The sequence below is a fragment of the Allokutzneria sp. A3M-2-11 16 genome (genome assembly GCF_024213555.1).
GTDB lineage: Bacteria > Actinomycetota > Actinomycetes > Mycobacteriales > Pseudonocardiaceae > Allokutzneria.
Genome location: NZ_JANAVO010000008.1, coordinates 190452 through 210952, shown reverse-complemented (window position 1 = coordinate 210952; position 20501 = coordinate 190452). Strand labels below are relative to the sequence as shown.

Annotated in this window: 14 protein-coding genes; 7 read left to right on the top strand and 7 right to left on the bottom strand. The window is 72.1% G+C overall.

Annotated features, from left to right (window positions below; genetic code table 11):
- Positions 1-98: 98 nt before the first annotated feature.
- Complete coding sequence (gene dop / locus NLX83_RS30960) at positions 99-1598, bottom strand: depupylase/deamidase Dop (protein ID WP_254238758.1); 1500 nt, start codon at positions 1596-1598, stop codon at positions 99-101.
- A gap of 37 nt (positions 1599-1635) precedes the next feature.
- Between dop and NLX83_RS30955 the strand changes: the two genes are divergently transcribed.
- The gene (locus NLX83_RS30955) at positions 1636-2166 is read left to right on the top strand and encodes an NUDIX hydrolase (protein ID WP_254238757.1); all 531 of its coding nucleotides are present in this window, start codon (positions 1636-1638) and stop codon (positions 2164-2166) included.
- Between the two features lie 78 nt (positions 2167-2244).
- Here NLX83_RS30955 and NLX83_RS30950 read toward each other — a convergent pair whose 3' ends face one another.
- Together NLX83_RS30950 and NLX83_RS30945 are read right to left on the bottom strand one after the other, a co-directional pair.
- Positions 2245-2604 carry a DUF1304 domain-containing protein gene (locus NLX83_RS30950; RefSeq protein ID WP_254238756.1) on the bottom strand — a complete coding sequence of 120 codons (360 nt, stop codon included), beginning with the start codon at positions 2602-2604 and terminating at the stop codon, positions 2245-2247.
- Between the two features lie 35 nt (positions 2605-2639).
- The gene (locus tag NLX83_RS30945; RefSeq protein WP_254238755.1) at positions 2640-5417 is read right to left on the bottom strand and encodes an ATP-binding protein; all 2778 of its coding nucleotides are present in this window, start codon (positions 5415-5417) and stop codon (positions 2640-2642) included.
- A 51-nt stretch (positions 5418-5468) separates the two neighbouring features.
- On the opposite strand from NLX83_RS30945, the gene NLX83_RS30940 reads away from it, so the two are divergent.
- From NLX83_RS30940 to NLX83_RS30920, 5 genes are read left to right on the top strand one after another with little or no spacing between them, the layout of a single operon-like run.
- The gene (locus NLX83_RS30940; RefSeq protein ID WP_254238754.1) at positions 5469-5654 is read left to right on the top strand and encodes a hypothetical protein; all 186 of its coding nucleotides are present in this window, start codon (positions 5469-5471) and stop codon (positions 5652-5654) included.
- A complete protein-coding gene (locus tag NLX83_RS30935; RefSeq protein WP_254238753.1) occupies positions 5651-7696 on the top strand; it encodes a hypothetical protein in 2046 nt (681 codons plus the stop codon). Before NLX83_RS30940 ends, NLX83_RS30935 begins: the two co-directional genes overlap by 4 nt.
- A 10-nt stretch (positions 7697-7706) precedes the next feature.
- Complete coding sequence (locus NLX83_RS30930; RefSeq protein WP_254238752.1) at positions 7707-10571, top strand: ATP-binding protein; 2865 nt, start codon at positions 7707-7709, stop codon at positions 10569-10571.
- A 4-nt stretch (positions 10572-10575) separates the two neighbouring features.
- Positions 10576-12138, top strand: a complete 1563-nt coding sequence (locus NLX83_RS30925; RefSeq protein WP_254238751.1) for a hypothetical protein — start codon at positions 10576-10578, stop codon at positions 12136-12138.
- Between the two features lie 19 nt (positions 12139-12157).
- Positions 12158-13312, top strand: a complete 1155-nt coding sequence (locus NLX83_RS30920; protein WP_254238750.1) for a serine/threonine-protein kinase — start codon at positions 12158-12160, stop codon at positions 13310-13312.
- Here the strand turns inward: NLX83_RS30920 and NLX83_RS30915 are convergent.
- Positions 13288-15138 (bottom strand): vWA domain-containing protein, encoded by a 1851-nt coding sequence (locus NLX83_RS30915; protein ID WP_254238749.1) that lies wholly within the window; start codon positions 15136-15138, stop codon positions 13288-13290. The genes NLX83_RS30920 and NLX83_RS30915 overlap by 25 nt on opposite strands.
- A 94-nt stretch (positions 15139-15232) precedes the next feature.
- On the opposite strand from NLX83_RS30915, the gene NLX83_RS30910 reads away from it, so the two are divergent.
- Positions 15233-15748, top strand: coding sequence for a helix-turn-helix domain-containing protein (locus NLX83_RS30910; protein WP_254238748.1), 516 nt, complete (start codon positions 15233-15235; stop codon positions 15746-15748).
- Between the two features lie 54 nt (positions 15749-15802).
- On the opposite strand, the gene NLX83_RS30905 is transcribed toward NLX83_RS30910, so the two are convergent.
- The 3 genes from NLX83_RS30905 to NLX83_RS30895 form a co-directional block, all read right to left on the bottom strand.
- A complete protein-coding gene (locus tag NLX83_RS30905) occupies positions 15803-18310 on the bottom strand; it encodes an FtsX-like permease family protein (protein ID WP_254238747.1) in 2508 nt (835 codons plus the stop codon).
- Between the two features lie 7 nt (positions 18311-18317).
- The gene (locus NLX83_RS30900; RefSeq protein WP_254238799.1) at positions 18318-19043 is read right to left on the bottom strand and encodes an ABC transporter ATP-binding protein; all 726 of its coding nucleotides are present in this window, start codon (positions 19041-19043) and stop codon (positions 18318-18320) included.
- Positions 19044-19185: 142 nt separating this feature from the next.
- Positions 19186-20412, bottom strand: coding sequence for an MFS transporter (locus tag NLX83_RS30895; protein WP_254238746.1), 1227 nt, complete (start codon positions 20410-20412; stop codon positions 19186-19188).
- Positions 20413-20501 lie beyond the last annotated feature (89 nt).

Genomic DNA, 20501 nt, shown 5'->3' with positions numbered 1-20501 from the left:
CCTCCGGTTCGATAGGCGCCTGTGTCCAAACAGTACCGATCGGGACCGACAGTCGTCCCGCCCCGGGCATTGCTCCGTCTGATCGATCTTGTTACGGATCAGCGTCGGGTCAGGGTCGCCACCAGCTGTTCGGCGGTTTCCGAGTCCTGCAACAGCTGCTCCACGTGCGCCTTCGTCCCGCGCAGCGGTTCCAGGGTGGGGATGCGCACCAGCGACTCCCGGCCCAGGTCGAAGATCACCGAGTCCCAGGACGCGGCGGCCACCTCGCCGGGGTAGCGGGACAGGCAGCGGCCGCGGAAGTAGGCCCTGGTGTCCTGCGGCGGCTCCTGGATCGCCTCGCGGATCTCCTCCTCGGTGACCAGCCTGCGCATCGAGCCGCGCGCCACCAACCGGTTGTAGAGGCCCTTGTCCAGCCGCACGTCGGAGTACTGCAGGTCGACCAGCTGGAGGCGGGGCGAGGCCCAGTTCAGGCCGTCGCGGGCGCGGTAGCCCTCCAGCAGCCGCAGCTTGGCGGGCCAGTCCAGCCGGTCGGCGCACTCCATCGGGTCCCTGGCCAGCGCGTCCAGCGTCTCGCCCCAGACCCGCAGCACGTCGAGGGAGGACTTGTCGCCGCCGTGCCGGTGGTAGAACTCCACCGCCCGGTCGTGGTAGGCGCGCTGGATGTCCAACCCGGTGTACTTGCGCCCGCCGACCAGGTCGACCCTGACCTTCAGCGAGGGATCGCGGCTGATCGTGTGCACCGCGCGGACCGGGTCGGACAGGCGCAGGTCGTCGAAGCGCATACCGGACTCGATCATGTCGAGCACCAGCGCGGACGTGCCCACCTTGAGGTAGGTGGAGTACTCGGCGAGGTTGGCGTCGCCGATGATCACGTGCAGCCTGCGGTACTTGTCCGCGTCGGCGTGCGGCTCGTCGCGGGTGTTGATGATGCCGCGCTTGAGCGTGGTCTCCAGGCCGACCTCGACCTCGATGTAGTCCGAGCGCTGCGAGAGCTGGTACCCGGCGTCCTCGCTGGAGGCGCCGAGGCCGACCCGGCCGGAACCGGTGATCACCTGGCGGGAGACGAAGAACGGGGTCAGGCCCGCGATCACCGCGGTGAACGGGGTGGAGCGGGACATCAGGTAGTTCTCGTGGGTGCCGTAGCTGGCGCCCTTGCCGTCGATGTTGTTCTTGTAGAGCTGGATCCGGGGCTGGCCGGGCACGCTCGCCGAGCGCAGCGCCGCCTCCTCCATGATCCGCTCGCCCGCCTTGTCCCAGATCACCACGTCCCGCGCGTTGGTCAGCTCGGGGGTGGAGTACTCCGGGTGCGCGTGGTCGACGTAGAGCCGCGCGCCGTTGGTGAGGATGACGTTGGCCGCGCCGAGGTCCTCGACGTCCGGGTCGGTCGGGGGCAGACCGGGCGCGCCCAGGTCGAAGCCCCGCGCGTCCCGCAACGGTGACTCCACCTCGTAGTCCCAGCGCGCGCGTCGCGCCCTGGGGATCTCGGCCGCCGCCGCGTAGGCGAGGACGACCTGGGTGGAAGTGAGCACCGGGTTGGCCGCAGGGTCGCCCGGCACGGAGATGCCGTACTCCACCTCGGTTCCCATGATCCGCCGCATGTGTTGCACCTTACGGCCTCCGTGTGACGATCAGGGGGTGGCAGTGATCGACGAGTTGGTTGCGATCTTCGACGCGCGCGGTAACAGGGTCGGCTCACGGCCGCGATCGGTCATGCGCGCGGAGGGGTTGTGGCACGCCTCCACGGCCGTCCTGGTGCGTTCGACCGACGGCGCCCGGGTCTACGTGCACAAGCGCAGCGACACCAAGGACTTCGCGCCCGGGATGTACGACTGCTGGGCCGGTGGGGTGCTCAGCGCCGACGAGGACCCCGCCACCTGCGCGGAGCGCGAGCTGGCCGAGGAGCTGGGGATCTCCGGGGTGCCGGTGGAACCCCTGTTCACCGCCACCTACCTCCGGCCCCCGGTGCGCGCGCACATGTTCGCCTTCGAGGCGCGGTGGGACGGGCCCGTGGTGTGGCAGCCGGAGGAGGTGGTCGCGGGCGGCTGGATGGAGCTCGCCGAGCTGCGTTCCCGCCTCGCCGACCCCTGCTGGCCGTTCGTGCCCGACGGCCGCCAACTCATCGAACGCTGGTTCACCCGCCGCGACACCCCCGGCGTTTCGTGCTGAATGAGTCATTGGGGTGGTTGAGTGCCCTCAATGACTCATTCAGCACGTTCAACGGAGCGAATGGGTCATTGGGGGTGGTCAGGCGAGGAGGAGGGCGGCGAGGGTGAGGGCGCCGGGGATGACCTGGACGAAGAGGATGCGCTTGGTGGCGGTGGCCGCCCCGTAGACGCCCGCGACGATCACGCAGACGGTGAAGAAGATCTTGAACTGGAAGCCGGTGTCACCGCCCGCGACCAGTCCCCAGACCAGGCCCGCCGCCAGGAAGCCGTTGTAGAGGCCCTGGTTGGCGGCGAGCGGGGCGGAGGCGGCGGCGAACTCGGGGTCCGTGCCGAAGGCGGCCCGCGCCCGGGGGGTCTGCCAGAGGAACATCTCCAGCACCAGGATGTAGCCGTGCAGGACGGCGAGCGCGCCGACCAGGATGTCCGCCAGGAGCTGCATCGGGGCAGCCTCCTTCTCGAGTCGGAATGGTTTCGCTACGGTAGCGTAGCGGAACCGAGCGCGTGGCGCAGCTCCGCCCGCGATGTGATCCCCAGCTTGCGGTAACTGCTGGTCAGGTGCACCTCCACAGTGCGGCGGCTGACGAAGAGGGCCTGCGCGATCTCGCGGTTGCTCGCCCCGCCCGAGGCCAGCCGGGCGACGCGCAGCTCGCTCCCGGTCAACGCGGCGGGCCCGGTCAGCGCCTCGCGGCGGGGCCGGGCACCGCTGGCGACCAGCTCCTCGTTCGCCCGGTCGGTCAGCGGACGCGCGCGCTGCCGAGCGGCGAGGTCGAGCCCGCGGCGCAGGTGGTGCTGGGCCTCGCTCCGCCTGCCGAGACGACGCAGCGCCGCGCCGTGGTCGACGAGCGCCCTGGCGAGTTCGACCTCGCATCCCGTGCCGTCGAGCACGGCGACCGACTCGGCGAGGCGCGCCAGCCCGGCCGCGCCGCCCTCCACCAGCCCGAGGACCCGCAGGGCCACGCCGACCGACCGCGCGGCACCGAAGGACGAGGCGAGCGCCAGTTCCTCCGCGACCAGGGCGTGCGCGGCCTCCACCTCGCCGAGTGCGAGGTGCGCCAATGCCGCCTCGGTGCGCCACATCCCGAAGCTGGGGTTGGTGTATCCGTTGCCCGCCAACGCTTTCCCGCAGGCCAGCAGGTCGTCGAGCGCCTCGCGGTTGCGGTTCTGCCGGACGCGCAGCCGTCCGCGGCCGATCAGCGCGAAGTGGTCGATGAGCATCCGGACCGGCAGCTCGCCCTGGAGGCCGTGTTCGTCGAGGACGCGTTCCGCCTCCGCCAGTTCGCCGCGGTCGACGAGCGCGTCGATCAGCACGCCCGCCGCGAGCGCGGCCTCACCGCTGCCCGGTTCGTGCAGGTCCAGGGCGGCGCGCCCATCGGCCTCGGCCTCCAGCAGCCGCCCCGCCTGGCTCGCCGTGCGGGAGCGCAGCACCGACAGGTAGCGGAACTCGCCGAGGTGACCGCGGGAGCGGGCGCTGTCGAGCCCTTCGTCGAGCACGGCGAGCGCTTCGTCGAAGCGGTCCGAGATCACCAGCGCGGTGCTCACGAAGTTGGCCAGGATCCACTGGTCCGCCATGCCCCTCGGCCACGACCAGGCGCGGGAGGCCAGTGCGGCGACCTCTCCGGCGGGCCGGTCCGCGGCGGCGCACGCGGCGAAGGCGAGCGTGGCGAGCACGACGGCGTCGGCGGGGGTGTCCCCGCGCAGCCGCGCCGCGACCGGGTCCAGCCGGGCGATCCACTCGCGGGGCGGGTCCATCGCGACGAACCCGGCCATCGCCAGCGCGGCCTGCAGCCGCAGGGGCAGCTCGGGATCGGTGCCCGCCAGTTCGCGCCGGGCCACGTCGAAGGTGCGCCGGGCTTCGGCGGGGCGGCCGGTCTGGACCATGAGGCTGCCGAGCTCGAGCGCGAGGACGCCGCGCGCGGCCGGATCGGGCTCCAGCTCCAGTGCGGTCCCGAACGCCTCCGCGGCGGCCAGCGGGTGGTTGCCCATGCCCATCGCCCGCCCCAGGTCCGCGTGGAGGCGGCTGCGGTCCTCGGGCCGCGGGGGTTCGGCGATCGCCCGGCGCAGGTAGGCGGCGGCGGCCTCGGGTGAGCCCCGGTCCGACGCGGCGCTCGCCGCCGCGCGCAGCCACTCCACGACGAGCGGGTCGGCCTCGGGTTCGGCGAGCAGCAGGTGCGGGGCGAGCAGTTCGGTGGGTGCCCCGTCCTCGGCCAGCAGCAGCGCGGCGCGGCGGTGGTCGGCGGCCCTCGGCACCTCGCCGCGGTCGGTGTAGATCGCCGTGCGGACCAGGGGGTGGACGAAGTCCAGCGGCCGTCCCGATCCGATGATCGCCTCGTCGACCAGCGCGGCGACGGCCTCCGCGGCCCGCTCCGGGGTGAGCTCGGCCAGCCGCGCGACCCACCGCAGCTCGCTGGTCGGCCCGAGCACGGCCAGCGCCCGCGCCAGCCGGACCGCGTCCGGACCCAGGCCCGCGAGGCGGGTCAGCACCACGCGCGCGATGGTGTCCGGCCGCAGCCCGCCGATCCGGTCGGCCTCGGCGGCGACCGGGCTGATGCCGTCGGCCACGATCGCCGACAGCGCCTCGGTGAGCAGGAACGGGTTGCCGCCGGTCACGCGGGCACAGGCGCGGCAGAAGGCGTCCTCGGCGCCGGTGCCCAGATTGCGGCGGATCACCTCGCCGACCCCGGCCTCGCTCAGCGGATCGAGCACGATGCGCTGGACGCCGGTCAGTGCTCGCGCCAGCAGGTGCTCGGGTGGCACGGGCCGTCCGGCGAGCACGAGCAGCACCGGCAGGTCCGCGATCCGTCGCGCCAGGTAGGACAGGAACCGCACCGAGGACTCGTCGGCCCAGTGCACGTCGTCGACCACCAACAGCACCGGCCCGTGCTCCGACAGGTTGGAGCAGAGCCAGTAGAGGCCGTGCGCGACGGCGTCACCGTCCCCGCCGAGCCCGAACACGGGCTTGGCGAAGCGCGCGGCCCCGCTGAGGACGTCCGGCCCGGCCAAGCGGAGCACGGGTTCGAAGAGCTGCCTGACCACGGCGAAGGGCAGCTCCTGCTCCAGCTCTCCGGCGACGGCCGCGCACACCTGGAACCCCGCCTGGGCCCGAACCCTGGCCAGCAACGCCGTCTTGCCGATGCCCGCGACGCCCTCCACGCACACCGTGCGGCCGCGCCCGGCCTCGGCATCGGCGAGGGCCGCGGTGATCTCGTCCAGCTCGCGTTCGCGTTCGACCAGCATCACCCGCGGACCAATCATTTCGGTGGGCACCACGATGCCGGCGGCGTTGCCCCCGGGACACCGTTGGTCATGCCCTCCGAGCCTGCACTGCCGCTGTTACGGGTCGAACTCGATCTCGTCGCCGATTCGGAGCCGATCCGCGGCCACCTGCGCGATCCCTCCGGCGAACGGCACGGTTTCCACGGCTGGCTGGAGCTGATCGAGCTGCTGCGGCGGGCTGGGAACACCTCGCCCGGACGGAGCCCGGAACCATGATCACCTGGAACCGCGCCCAGTGGCGGAACCACTTCGCCGAGATCCTGCTCAGCGGCGACAGCGCCGAGATCGAGGCCGCCACGGCCGCCGCTTTGGCCGCCGCGGCGCGGGGTGCGGACCCCGCCTCGGCCAAGCGGGAGGGCAAGGCCGCGGCCAAGCGGCACCGCGAGCGCCCCGCCACCACCGCACTCGCGTGGCGGGAACAGCTCGCGACGCGTTTGTTCGCGCTACCGCCCCGGTGGGGTTGGCGGGCTGCCCCGCTGGCCACCCGCCCGGCCGCTCCGATCTCCCCCGCGCCACCGGCTCCGCGGCCGATCTGGGCGGAGCCGCCTCGGCCGGACACCAGCGCGCTGCACGGCGCGCGGGCCAAGGCAGCTTCGCGCCTGAGGTGGCAGGTGGCCTTCACGGTCCTCGCGGTGGTCGCGTTCTTCGCCTTCCAGACCCGGATCGAACGCGAGGTCCGGGCTCTGGGCCGGGAAACGCGCGAGGTCTACGAGGTCGGCCTGATCATCGTCGCGATCCTGCTCGGGCTCAGCGTGCTCGGCGCCCTCAGCGGGCTCCGCCGCGCTCAGCGTGACCTGCGCGCGTTCGAGCAGCCCTACCTCGCCTTCCGCGCTGAGGAACGGCGCCGTCACGAGGCGGCGCACCGGGAGTGGGAGCAGGCCGTGCGCGCGCACGCCGCGGCGGCGGAGGCCGCGCGGTGGCAGGCGGCGCAGGCAGCGGCCGGGCCGCAGTGGTTCCCGGTCCGGCCCGCCGGTGACCCGACGCGGGTGGACGTGCTCGGCGGCGATCCGCGCAGGCACGGGTGGGCGAGCCTGCTCGTCACCGTCGGCGCCTCGGTGCTGGCCGCCGGAGAACGGATCACCGTGCTGGACATGACCGGGCATGACGTGGGCGGCGGGCTCGCCGGAGTGGCTCAGGCGCGGGGATATCCGACGCACCGCGTGGATCTCGACGACGACGGCGCGGAGGTCGAGCTGCTGGCCGGGATCGACCGCCGCGACATCCCCGAATGCCTCGCTCACGCCATCGCGGGCCGGTCCGACCGCGACGATCCGAAGCAGGAACGCGCGCTGCTGACCGAGGTCCTGACCCGTGTCGTGGCCGTGCTGGCTCCCCCGCTCACCTTCGCCCGCCTCGCCGCCGGAGCCCGGGTGCTGCGCCAGGGCTCCGGCGAGGACGCCCTGCGCCCGGAGGAGGTCTCCGCGCTGGCCGGGCAGATCGGCGACATCGACCAGAACGAGTGGACCGCGCGCCAGCTCCGGTTCCTGGCCGCCAGGCTCGACCTGCTCGGCGCGCTCGCCCCGGGCACGCGGTACCCGTGTCCACTGTGGACACCCAGGGCGGTGTCGGTCGTGGCGACCGATGGCGGGCGCGGTGACCGCAAGGAGCTCGTCGACCGGTTGCTCGTCGAGCTCGCGATTCGCGCGCTGGACAGCTCGGCCCTGGGCGGTTTCCTGGTCGTTGCCGGGGCCGATCACCTCGGCGCGCACGTGCTGACCACGCTCTCCGATCACGCCCGGCGTGCGGGAGTGCGGCTGATGCTGATGATCGACCAGCCGCGGGGCGAGGTGGAGCGGACAGTCGGCACGGGCGGCGCGGTGTGCGTGATGAAGATGTACAACCACCGCGACGCCACCATGGCCGCCGAGTTCGTCGGCCGGGGACACCGGTTCGTGGTCAACCAGATCACCCGCCAGACCGGCAAGACCTTCAGCGACGGCGGCGGTGACAGCTTCGGCGCCAACACCAACCAGGGCACCAGCACCGAGCGGAAACGCCGCAACGGCAAGTCGTTGTCGGATTCGCGGGGCCATGCCTGGACCGGGACCCGCAACTGGTCGGTGGCCGACAACCTGAGCACGTCGACGTCGGAGAGCCGCGTCTACGAGTTCATCGTCGAACCGCAGGAACTGCTCGGGATGCCCGAGACCGCGTTCCTGCTCGTCGACAACTCCGGGGCGGGGCGACGCGTGACGGTGGTCGACGCCAACCCGGGGATCAGTCTGCTGCCGCGCGTCTCCACCGCTGTCATCGAGTGAGGGGCAGGCGATGTTCACCTGGCACGGTTTCCGCTTCCACGAGCTGACTGAGCTGCCCCGGCCCGCGGCGGAGGACAAGCGGCCCGAGGCCGAGCGACGGGCAGACCGACTCGCGCCGCTGCTCAGCTCGCTCGCCGGATCGCACGCGGACCTGCTCGCCGCCCCTGGAGCGCCCGCGCTGGTCACCGCGTGGATTCGGCCGCCGCACTTCACCCACCTGCGCCTGCTGCTCGGAGGTCGGCCGCACCTGCCCGCAGCGGGTCCGCGCGGCCAGGTGCTCTTCCCTCCGGGAGCGCGTGGGTCCGAGCTGGCCGACCGCGACGCGGCGGGCCTGTTCGGGCTGATCGAGTCGTGGGTTCCCTGCGCCGCCCGCCCTGACGCGTTGTGGTCACCGGCGCCGGACAAGCGGGATCTGCTCCCCGCGCGGCGCGGCTCCTTCGACCAGCACGTGGCGCACCTGCGGGAACCGTTCGCCTGGCTGGTGATCGCCGAACCGCTCGGCCCCGCGGCGGTGCAACCGGAACTGGACCGGCTCGTCACCGAGATCCTGCCGCTGACCCGGGGCGAGGTCGGCGAGGGCAAGCGAATCATGTTGGAGCGCAAGCAATCCCGGCATCGGGAGCTGAGCAGGGCCCAGGTCGGCGGCGCGTGGCGGATTCGGGTGCTCGCCGGGGGCGCCGGGCCGCGCGCCGCCGGGACGGTGGCCGGGATGCTGTGCGCGGCGGCGGATCTGGGCGAGCTGCCGTACGCGCTCGCCCCGGTGGACCGGCCCGCCCCCTTCGAGGTCGCGAGCGCCGATCGCTACGCGTTCACCGCGGGCACCGAGCTGTTGGTCGCGCTGACCCGGCCGCCGGAACGGGAGCTGCCCGGACTGCGCCTGGTCGAACCGCACACCTTCGACGTCACCCCGGAACGGCCGGACGCTGACGGGGAGGGGCCCGCGATCGGGCTGACGCTGGGCACGATCCTCGACGAATCCCGCACCGGAGTGGGAAATCTGGTGCTGGACGGGCGGTCGCTGAACCGGCACACCTTCGTCTGCGGCTCGACCGGGGCGGGCAAGTCGCAGACGGTGCGGCACCTGCTCACCGAGGCCGCGCGCGCCGGACTGCCGTGGCTCGCGGTGGAACCGGCCAAGGCCGAGTACGCGCGGATGGCCCGGCGGCTGGCCGGGATCGGCGAGGAGGTGGTGGTGATCAGACCGGGGGCGTCCGGGATCGCGCCCGCCGGGTTCAACCCGCTGCGCCCGGCCGAGGGCTTCCCGTTGCAGACCCACGCCGATCTGGTCCGTGCCCTGTTCCTGGCCGCCTTCGACGCGCAGGAACCGTTCCCGCAGATCCTCACCGCGGCGCTGACCCGCTGCTACGAGGAGCTGGGCTGGGACATGACGCTGGACTTCGCTCCTGTCCACAATGGACGGACGCCGCGCTGCCCGACGCTGGCCGACCTCCAGCGGGTGGCCGAGGCGGTGGTCGACGAGATCGGCTACAGCAAGGAGATCACAGACAACGTCCGCGGTTTCATCCGGGTCCGCCTCGGCAGCCTGCGGCTGGGCACCACCGGGCGGTTCTTCGACGGCGGTCACCCGCTGGACTTCGCGGAACTGTTGCGGCGCAACGTGGTCCTGGAGATCGAGGACGTCGGCGACGATTCGGACAAGGGCTTCCTGATGGGCGCGGTGCTGATCCAGCTGACCGAGCACCTGCGGATCTCCGCCCGCCGCCCCGGCACGCGACCGGGACTGCGCCACCTGACCGTGATCGAGGAGGCGCACCGGCTGCTGCGCCGGTCCGAGCCGGGCACCCCGGCCGCGCACGCGGTCGAGATGTTCGCCGCCCTGCTCGCAGAGGTCCGCTCCTACGGCGAGGGACTGGTGATCGCCGAGCAGATCCCCGGCAAGCTCACCCCCGAGGTGATCAAGAACACCGCAGTCAAGATCGTCCACCGGCTACCCGCGCTGGACGACCGCGAGGCCGTGGGCGCCACGATGAACCTGGACGAGGCCCAGTCGCGTTACCTGGTCACCCTCGCGCCCGGCGACTGCGCGGTCTTCGCCGACCGGATGGACCGCCCGGTGCTCGTCGACGTCCTGGACGGCTCGCGGCTCGAACGCGAGGGCTCCGCCGAGCCCGCCCCGGTCGACGGCCTGATCGCGCGCCGGAGTCGCGGCTGCGGGCGGGAATGCCTCACGCGCGCCTGCACTCTCGGCGAGATGCGGCAGGCGCAGCGGCTGATCACGACGCGCCCGTGGCTGAGCGCGTGGGCCGAGCTGACCGTGCTCGCCCACCTGACCGGCGACGAGGTGCCGGTCCCCGACGAACACCAGCTCCGGCTCATCCGCGCGCTCCCGGCGCGGGAGCTGGACTGCGCGATCTCGCACGCCGTGGACGATGCGGTCGCGATCCGGGCGGCCTTGCTCCAACCAGAAATTCCCCCTGAGGACTTCGCGGTCCACTGCACAACGGTGCTGCGCGCGGTGCTGGCCGGACAGTCCGCCTGCGCGGGCGCGGAACCGCATTTCCTTGCGGCGCACTATGTGTGGAACGACGTCCGCAAGGCGCTGCTCGACGATCTGACCGAGCCCGGCCCGCATCCCCGGACCGCCGAATGGGAACGGCGCTTCCACCGGCCGCTCCCCGGTAGTCGCATCCAGCAGTTCGACCAGGTCTCGGTGTGGTGGCGCGCTGCCCTCTTCGACGAGCCACGGCGCGACGCGGTCACCTTCGGCACGCGGCGGCCCTCCGCGTTGGAGACGGCGATCGACGCCGAACGCGGCACGCCCGCCTGGGAATCGCGCACCAACCAACTCCTCCTCGGCTTCACCGGCGCCGACTGGGCCCGGGACTACCTGATGGCGCAAGCGAACGGAGCGTGACGCCGTGCCCACCGACTTCCCCCAGCCGCCCCAACCGGAACAACGGCGCGTCGAGCAGCCACCACGGCCGCCCGTCGACACGGAGGCGGCCAACCGGGCTCTGGCCGAGGGCGCCGACAAGCGGATGCGCCCGGAAGCCGCCAAGCCCGCCGAGAAACCCACCGACAACGGCAGGGGCCTGCCGCCGATCCCCCAGGACCGTTCGAAGTACGTGGAAGCGCCCGTGTTCCGGCTCCAGGACCAGATGCAGAAGTCGGGGATGAGCGACCAGAAGATCGAGGGACTGCGCGCCGAGCTGCGCGCCAACCCCGACCTGGCCGACAAGATCGCGGGCGGCGACCGGGACAACGCCGCGCTGCTGCGTGACTTCGCCAAGATCGACACCTCGCCCCGCGAGCGGTTCATCCAGCCGACTCCCGAGGTCGACCGCCTGCTGCACCAAGCGCTGGGCAAGGACCCGGGACGCTATGTCTCCCAAGAGGATCTGAACAAGCTGACCAACGACAGGGACCTGCGCGGCAGCGGGCTGTCCCAGTCCGATGTGGCGTCGGTCCAGAAATACCTGAAGGAGACCGGTCGCCAGCTCCACGACGACGGCGGCGATCCGCTGGTGATGGCCTCCGACGGCAAGACCATGCCCAAGAGCGAGTACGGGGCGCACCAGATGAACCGCGAGATCAACGCCAACCACAACGCCCCGATCACCGACCTGGGCGCACGGGCCGCGGGTGCTCCGCTGGAGATGCGCGAACACATCACGGAGCTCTCGAAGACGATCACCGAGGCCGCCGGTGCCGCGGTCTCGCACGCGCAGACGGTGCGCGAGTCGGCCAAGCCGACGCCGCTCGACCCACCCGGGATCCCCCGGACGGTGAACGAGAAGCCGCCCGCGGCGCCCGAGGTCCGCATCCGCACCGCCGAGTCACCCGGCCCGAAGCCCGAGGGGATCGCACCCCGCGACGGCGGCGTCAAGATCGTGTCGGAGAACGCCGTCCGGATCCCGCCGGGAATGAGCTACAACGAGGTGATGGAGGACGCCTCCATCAAGCGCTACGACCCGGGCGCCACCCCGACCGTGCTCAAACAACCCGGCGTCGACTGGGTGCGCGGCGACCGCAAGATCACCACCACCCAGGACGTCAGCCCCGACGGCCAGATCCGGGTCCAGCAGAACGTCTCCGGCGGCGAGTGGGTGGCGGCGAAGCGCCTGGACCCGCAGGCCGCGCCGGGCACCGAGGCGGTACGCGGGCTCACGGCGAAGACACCGCCGGAGACGCGGGTCGCCAGCGCGGTGGACAGCGCCTGCAAGAAGTTCGAGAACCCGGTGCAGGGCAACGAGGCGCGCGCCAGCGTGACGATGGACGACGGTACGAAGCTGACGATGAGGCTGACCGACCCGACCGCGCTGGTGATCCACATCGAGGTGCCGAACCTGAGCCAGATGCCCCCGGCGCGGCAGGCCGACCTCCAGCGGATCGCCACCGAGCGGGTTCTGCACAAGACCAGCGAGACCCCAGGTTTCATCCACGGCAAGCCCATCCACGCCCGAGTGGTCGAAGCACCGTGACCACGTAACGTCTGTGCTCGTGAACGAGCTTGTCGCGGGGCGGTTCGCGCTTGTCGACCGGATCGGCGCCGGAGGCGCGGCGACGGTCTGGCGCGCCTACGACCAGCGGGAGCGGAAGTACTGCGCCGCGAAGCTGGCCAACGGGCAGAGCGCGGATGTGCTGGTCCGTGTCGTCCGCGAACAGGGCGTGCGCCTCACGCATCCGCATGTGCTGAGCCCTTATACGTGGGCAGCGGAGGACAACGGCGTCCTGGTCGCCAGTGAGCTTGTGCGCGGCGGAACGCTGCTGGCGCTCATTCGCGACCACGGCGTGCTCCCCTGGCGCTACGCGGCGGAGATCGTGCTCCAACTGCTTGACGCGCTCGATCACGTCCACAAAGCGGGACTGCTGCACCGAGACGTTAAGCCGTCCAACGTGCTGATGGAGGCGACGGGTGCCGGAGCGCCGCACGCGCGCCTGGCGGACTTCGGCATCGCTTATCCGGCTGACGGTCCGCGTCTGACCGAGGTGGGGTTCGTCGTGGGCACTCCCGGCTACCTCGCTCCGGAGATCCTGGCGGGCCACCCACCGCAACCGAGCCAGGACCTGTTCGCGCTCGGAGTGCTTGCGTGGCAACTGTTCGCGGGCGAAGAGCGACCGGAACGGCGCGCGGGAACCACATCGCCGCCGGGAGTGCCGGGTCCAGTGTGGACGGTGATGAGCCGGTTGCTGGACACCGATCCGACGCGCCGGTCCGACGCGGGCGAGCTGCACGCGCACCTGGCGCACGTGCTCGCCGGGACGCCGTTGGAGCTGCCCGCGCTGAGCCCGATCACCGAAGAGCCGATCGAGGTCTACGACGTCCTCGGCGCGCTGCCTACGGGCTGGAACGACCCCACGACGGCATCAGCACTACCAATGACCAAAGTGGACACACGTTCACAGAAGCCTCGGCGGGCCTTGCTCCTCGGCGGGATCGGCGTGCTCCTCGCCGCGGCCGCGACGGCGGGAATCCTGCTATTGCGCGAGGAAACTCCCACCACGCCGAACACGGGGACACCGCGGGCGGACATCACAGTGGACGGTCTGTGCGACTGGCAGGACGTAGCGAACCAGGAGACCTCCTCGACAGGCGTCCTGGTTCGCTGCGTCCTGCAACCCAACGGCGACTACCGTTGGAAACCCGTGGGCTGACGGCGTCTGCTCCGCACCACGAACCAGATCACGAGGAGCACCACCAGAACCGCGGCGACCGCCACGACGATCCACACAACGGCCGCGGAGCCCTGGGAAGCCGTGTTCTCCACGGTGACCGGAGTATTCCGCTCCGGAGCCGCGGCAACGCGGTACTCGGGCCCCGGTTCCTGTTCTCCGGCAACGGTCAGGTCCAGGTGCACCGGCACGGCCTTGGGCGGCTGCTGGTCCGATGCGACGGGGCGGCCGAGCTTGACCGAGATGTAGTACCAACCGGCGATGTTCGCCATCCGGTCCTTGTTGTCGTCGGCGGTGCGGTTGGCGTAGCGGACCGGCTTCGTCGCGAGCGCGCGCCCGTTGCCGGGAAGGACGGTGCCGCTGCCCGTGTAGGCCGTGCGGTCGCTCACGATCGGGCGGCGGAACGGCGTGTAGAGCGTCGTCTCGACGTTCACGATGTTCGACGTGTCGCGGCCCGGCGTCGAGTCGTAGCGGATCTGGTAAGCCAGCCCCTGACCCCAGTTCAGCCGGACCCGGTAGAAGATGAACTCCCCCTGCTGCAAGGTGTCCGTGTAGTGACCGCTGCCGTTGAGGGTGCCCGCGACGGCGAACGAACCGCCTCCGGCGACAGGCAGACCAGGACCGCCTTCGGCGCGCAGCGCGACCTTGTCCGCGGCGACGGCCGGGCCGGGGTTGCCAGCGAGCGGGGGCTCCACGCCGACGAGCAGTTCCAGCGGCAGCCGCTCGGGCTGGTCGGTGGACGCCGGGCCCCACTCGACCTGGAAGGCGTAGCGGCCCGCGCCCGCGCAGTTCCTGCCGGTCTTCTTGGCGCCTTCCCAGGTGATCGCCGCCGAGACGGTCTCGCCGTCCTTCGACATGGTCGCCTGCTCGCTCTCGAACTTGTGGCAGTCGCTGCCGTTGGCGTCGAAAACGCGCAGCCGCACCCCGTTGATGTCCTGCCGGTCGGGCACAGTGCCACGCGGGTAGGACATGGTCGCGCTGAAGTACGCCGTGGCGCCCCCAGGAACGTCGACCGCGTAGAACCGCTTCTCGTCGCGGCCGATCGTGTCCAGGTACTGCCCGGGGTTCAGCGCCGGAGCGCTCGGTGCGTCGGCCGTTCCCGCCACCGGCTGCCCGGCGTGCTCGTAGTTGCGCAGCGCGCTCGCGGTGACGCGGGGCAGCACGCGCTCCAAGGACTTCGAGTCGGGCGCGTCGGTGTAGGTGCCGCCCGTGCTCTGCGCGATGCACATGAGCTGCTTGCGCGCGGCGGCGTCGACGCCGAATCCGATGGTGTGCGCGATCAGTTCCACGCCCTGCTGCCGCAGTTCCTTGGCGACCTCGCACGGGTCCGGCGGAGCGCACGTGTCGATGCCGTCGGAGACCAGCACGATCGAGCGCGGCCCGGACTTCGGCAGCGCGTCCGCCGCGGTGCGCAACGCCGCGCCGATCGGCGTGTAGCCGCGCGGGGCGATGCCGTTGACGGCAGCCGTCAAGGCGGCCTTGTCGATCACCTCCGCCTTGCGCAGCACGCTGACGTCCTTGCAGCCCGCGGCTTTCTCCGCGTCCGAGGAGCCGGTCGAGGTGCCGTAGACGGTCAGCCCCATCCGGGCTTCGGCCGGGGCCGCGGCGACCACCGAGCGGACCGCGTTCTTGGCCGCGTCCATCCGCGTGACGCCCGCGTCCGCCTTGGTCATCGACCCGGAGGCGTCCAGGACGAGCATCGTCGGCGTGTACTCCCGGGGTTGTTCGGGCTGCTCAGCGGCGTACGCGGGAGCGGAGACGGTTGCTAGCGCCAGCACTCCCACCAGCAGCGCGGTCCTTCTCGGCATGGGTCCCTACTTCACGATCGACTGTTACGCTTGTGAACACCTCAGACGCACCTGCAAACGCATCGGTTCCACTTGAGAATAACCCGGGGGCAAGATGGACGTCGTCGCACGCAACCAGCGGTTGCAGGAGGAGTGGTACGGCGAGCAGCTGGGCGCGAAGGTGCGCAGGCTGCTGCCGCCGCTCGGGCTGTCCCAGTCGGCCTTCGCCGAGGTGCTCGGGCTGTCCGCGCCGATGCTCTCGCAGCTGATGTCCGGCCAGCGCGCGAAGATCAGCAACCCGGCCGTGCTCTCCCGGCTGCTGGCGGTGCAGGCACTGGTCACCGATCCCGGTTTCGACCGGCTGCCCCAGGGCGAGCTGCGGGAGCGGATCGCCGAGATCCGCGCCGACGCTCCCCCGACCTCCGCGACCTTGCGGCTGAGCACGGGTACCCAGCCCCTCGACCCGGTGCCCGCGATCCAGGCGCTGCTGCGGGCGCTGGCCTCCGCCGCGGAGATCGAGGCCGCCGCCGCGCGACTGGAGTCGGAGGCGCCGGGCCTGGCCGAGTTCCTCAGGGTCTACGGCAACGGCCGCACCGACCACGCCCGCGAGCACTACGCGAACACGCTGTAGCACGAAGAAAAGACGCCCACCATCCACAGTGGACGGTGGGCGTCTTCGCATCGGTCAGTCCGCTGCCAGCGCCTGCAGCGGACTGGTCCTGGCCGAACGCCGGGCCGGTCCGACCGCCGCGACCAGGGTCAGCAGCAGCAGGCCGCCGCCGACCAGGGCCAGCTGGCCGTACGGGATGCTGACGATGTCGAACTCGCCCAGCGACCGGATGCCGAGCGAGCCGTAGAGCACGCCGAGCAGCAACCCGAGCACCGCCGCGCAGGCGCCGAAGACCACCGCCTCCCACGCCAGCGTCGCCCGCATGCCGCGCCTGGTCAGGCCGAGCGCGCGGAGCAGGCCGTTCTCCTGGGTCCGCTCCACCACCGACAGCGACAGGGTCACCGCGACGCCGACCACCGCGACGAGCACGGTCATCCCGACCAGGCCGAGCGCGATCAGCGTCATCTTGTTGAACATGTCCTCCATCTCGGCCTTCTCGTCCCCGGGCGCGGTCACCGACAGGCTCGTGGTGCCCGCGAGCGCGGACTTCACCGCCGACTGGAGCTTGTCCTTGTCCGAGCCGCCCGCCGGGTCCACGAGCATGGCGCCCGCCTTGCTCCTCGGCGAGACCTTGGCGAGGTCGTCGGGGTGCAGCACGGCCGCGCCCAGTGCGGCGTTGCCCCGGTAGATCGCGATCACCTTGGCCTGCACCGGCTGCCCGCCGCCCGAGCTGTCCGGGGTGACCGGGAGCGTCTGGCCGAACTTGATCCCGAACTTCTCCGCGAAGACGCGGGAGACCGCGACGGTCCCCGGCGCCAGGTCCTTCAGCGCGCCCTCGTCCGCGTTGGTCTGGGCGACCGGCGGGTAGGAGGCCACGTCCATGCCCGTGACGGAGACGTTGGCGTTGCCGAGCTTCACCGAACCCCGGGAGACCAGCGCGAAGGAACCGGTCTCCGGCAGCGTGCGGACCTTCTCCGCCAGGCCGGGGTCGATTCCCTGGCTGCCGGTCGCGCTGACCTGGACGGCGGCCGGGTACTGCGAGGCCAGCCGGTCGGCGCTGCTGGCCTGGATCGAGCTCATCCCGACCAACACGGCGCTCACCAGCACCACCCCGAGGGTGAGCACGGTGGTGGTGTTCGCCGTGCGCTTGGGCACCCGCAGCGCGTTGCCCACGGCGAGGCGCCCGGGAGTGCCGCCGACCAGCCGGACCAGGCCGCCGAGCAGCCGGGCCAGCAACGGCATGATCACCGGACCGGCCGCGATCAGCGCGAAGAACGCCATCAGCCCGGAGACCGCGACCACCGCGAGCGAGAGCAGCTCGTCCTTGCCGCCCAGCGGCAGCATCAGCAGGCCGACCGCGGCGAGGGTGAACAGCGCGGCGAAGAACAGGCGCGTGGTGAACCGCGCCTGACCGGCGTCGGTGACCTTGGCTGCGCCGAGCGCGGCGATCGGCGGAACCCGGGTCCCGCCGATGGCCGGGGACAACGCGGCGATCATGGTCACGACGGTCGCGAGCAGCACGCACAGCAGCAGCTCCGGAACGGAGACCTGCAACGGCGGCAACGGGTCCTCGGTGAAGTTCCCGGCGATGGCCAGGCCCGCGTAGCCGAGTCCGACCGCGGCCAGCACTCCGACCACGCCCGCGGCGATCCCGGACAGCGCGGCCTCGAACATCAGCGACCGCAGCACCTGCCCCCTGGTGGCGCCGACGCAGCGCATCAGCGCGGTGCGGCGGCGGCGCTGCGCCACCACGATCCGGAAGGTCGACGCCACCACGAGCGCCGCCGCGACGAGGGCGACCCCGGTGAACACCGACAGGATCGCGAAGATCACGTCGACCACGCTGAGCGCGGCCTTGACCTCCTTGGCGCGCTGCTCGGTGCCGGTCTGCACCTTCACGTCGCTGCCCGCGACGGACCGCACGGAGCTCAGCAGCGCGCTCTCCGAGACACCGCTCGCCGCCGCGAGGTCGACCTGGTTCCAGGTCAGCTGCGCGCCCATGATCGCCTTGACCGCGGCCGGGGTCCCGACGACCGTGGCGCCGTCGTCCCGCTTGCCCTTGACGATGGCGGTCACGGTGACGTCCTGCGCGGCCTTCCTGCCGTACACGGCGATCGACAGCTTCGCGCCGACCGTCAGGCCGCTGGCCTTCGCGCTGTTCTGGGTGAGCGCGACCTGGTCGGGGGCGGACGGCGCCGTTCCGGTGACCACGGAGTAGCGCGCCAGCTGGCCCTTGCCGATGTCGGACCGGATGTCCCAGTAGCCGGGCTCGGCGGTGCCGCCCGCCCTGGCGATGGTGATCGAACGATCCGTGACGGGCGTGGCCTCGGCGACTCCGGGGACGGCGCGGAGGCTCTCCAGCAGCTCGTCGTCGATGGGCGTGCTCGATGCCGTCACCACCACGGCCGTGGCCTGCGGCGTCACGCTCGCCTGGAGTTCCAGGCCCTTGCGCAGGGTGTCGGCGAACATGAACGTGCCCGCCGTGAACAGGGTCGCGACCACGACCGCGAGACCGGTCAGCAGCAACCGGGTCGGGCGCTGCCGCGCCTCGGCGAGAACGGCCGAGGTGAGTGGGGAAGCCACCGCCGCCTCACACTCCCAGGCGGCGCAGCGCGTCCAGCACGCTGTCCTGGGTCGGGCGGAAGATCTCCCCCGCGAGCTTGCCGTCGGCCAGCAGCACCACGCGGTCGGCGAAGGTCGCCGCGACCGGGTCGTGGGTCACCATCACCACGGTCTGGCCGAACTCGTGCACCGAGCGCCGCAGCAGGGTCAGCAGCTCGTGCCCGCTGCGCGAGTCCAGGTTGCCGGTCGGCTCGTCGGCGAAGACCACCTCGGGCCGGGTGACCAGGGCGCGGGCCACCGCCACGCGCTGCTGCTGGCCACCGGAGAGCTCCGAGGGCCGGTGCCCGAGCCGGTCACCGAGGCCGAGCACGCCGACGAGCATGTCCAGCCACTGCCGGTCCGGCTGCCTGCCCGCCAGTTCCAGCGGCAGCAGGATGTTCTGCAGCGCGGTCAGCTGCGGCAGCAGGTTGAACGACTGGAAGACGAAGCCGATCCGGTCCCGGCGCAGCGTGGTCAGGTCCCGGTCGGAGAGCCGGGTCAGGTCGGTCTGGCCGAGGAACACCCCGCCGCCGCTGGCCTCGTCCAGTCCGGCCAGGCAGTGCATCATCGTCGACTTGCCGGAGCCCGACGGGCCCATGATCGCGGTGAACTTGCCCGCGTGGATGTCGAGGTCGACCCCGTCCAGCGCGCGCACCGCCGCCTCACCGCTGCCATAGACCTTGACGAGACCGGCGGTGCGCGCCGCCACGCGCAGTTCGGTCCGGCCTCCGACCGGCGGAGCTGAAGTCACTGGTTTCTCCTTGTGTTGCTGCCACATTCGACCGTCCACTTCGGACCAGACCGAAGTGTCGGGGCCCGTCCGGTGCACAGTCTCCGCACCGTAGCTGAGCCCGTCCTCAGGTGCTTCCCCGAGACAGACCCGGAATTCGCCGCCGAGGTCCCCTGACGACCCGCAACGAGACCCGTTTCACAGCCCTGCCGCGCAACAGCAACGCACCCGCGGACATCGCCAGCGCCAGCACCGCGACCCCCGTCAACCCCACCCTGAGGTCGCTGGCCTCGGCCACCACCCCGATCAGGACCGGGCCCAGCAGCAGCCCGGTGTAGCCGAGCGCGCCGACCTGGGCGATGGCCACCCCGGAGATCCGTTGCGGCACCACGGTCCCGGCGAGGGAGAAGGTCAGCGGCACCGCCACGCACACCGCCGCCCCGACCACCGCGAAACCCAGCAGCGCCAGCGCGGGCGCCTCGGCGAGCACGACCAGGACGAAAGCCCCCGCGGTGGCGATTCCGGACCACACCAGCAGGTTCCGCGCGCCGAAGCGGGCGCTGGCCCGGTCGCCGACCAACCGCCCGGCCAGCATCGCCACCTCGAAGGCCGGATAGCCAAGCGCGGCAAGGGAATCCCCGGACCCGAGCACATCGCGCAGGTACAGGCCGCTCCAGTCGGCGACCGAGCCCTCGATCAGGAAGGCGACGAAGCACAGGGCCCCGACGAGGTAGACCGCCGCGGGCAGCCGGACACCGCCGCCGGTCGCGGGCTCGACGCCCTCCGAGGAGGTCGGGTCGCACAGGTAGTCCCGGCCCAGCACCAGGGCGATCGGCACGCTCAGCGCACCGGCGAGGGCCAGCGTCGGCGTGAAGCCCAGCCCCAGCGCGGCGGCCCCGGCCCCGGTGAGCCCGCCGGACACCGCGCCCGCGCTCCACCCCGCGTGCATCCCGCTCATCACCGGCCTGCCCATGGCCAGCTCCACAGTGGACGCCTGCGCGTTCATCGCGATGTCGGTGAGGCCGAAGGCCATGCCGAACACGACGACGGCGGCGAGCAGCACCGGGTAGGAACCGGCCGCCGACACCGCGAGCACGCCCAGCCCGACCGCGGGCGCCGCCAGCCGCAGCACGGTGCGACTGCCCACTCTGGACAGCACGGAACGGGACAGCTGCATGCACAGCAGCGCGCCGGTGCCCCACGCGAAGACGGTGAACCCCACCGCGCCCTCGCCGAGCAGCAGCCGGTCGGCCAGCGCGGGAATCCGCACCGTCCACACCCCGAAGACGAAACCGACAACGGCGAACGTGGCCACGGTGGAACGCCGCGCGCGGGTCACTCCGGTGGTGGCCACCTCCGCATCACCCTTCCCCTGGGTGAGCGCCGCTGTTTGGGGACACGCGAGAAGAACACCACGGAGACCGGGAATTCGCGCCGTGAAAT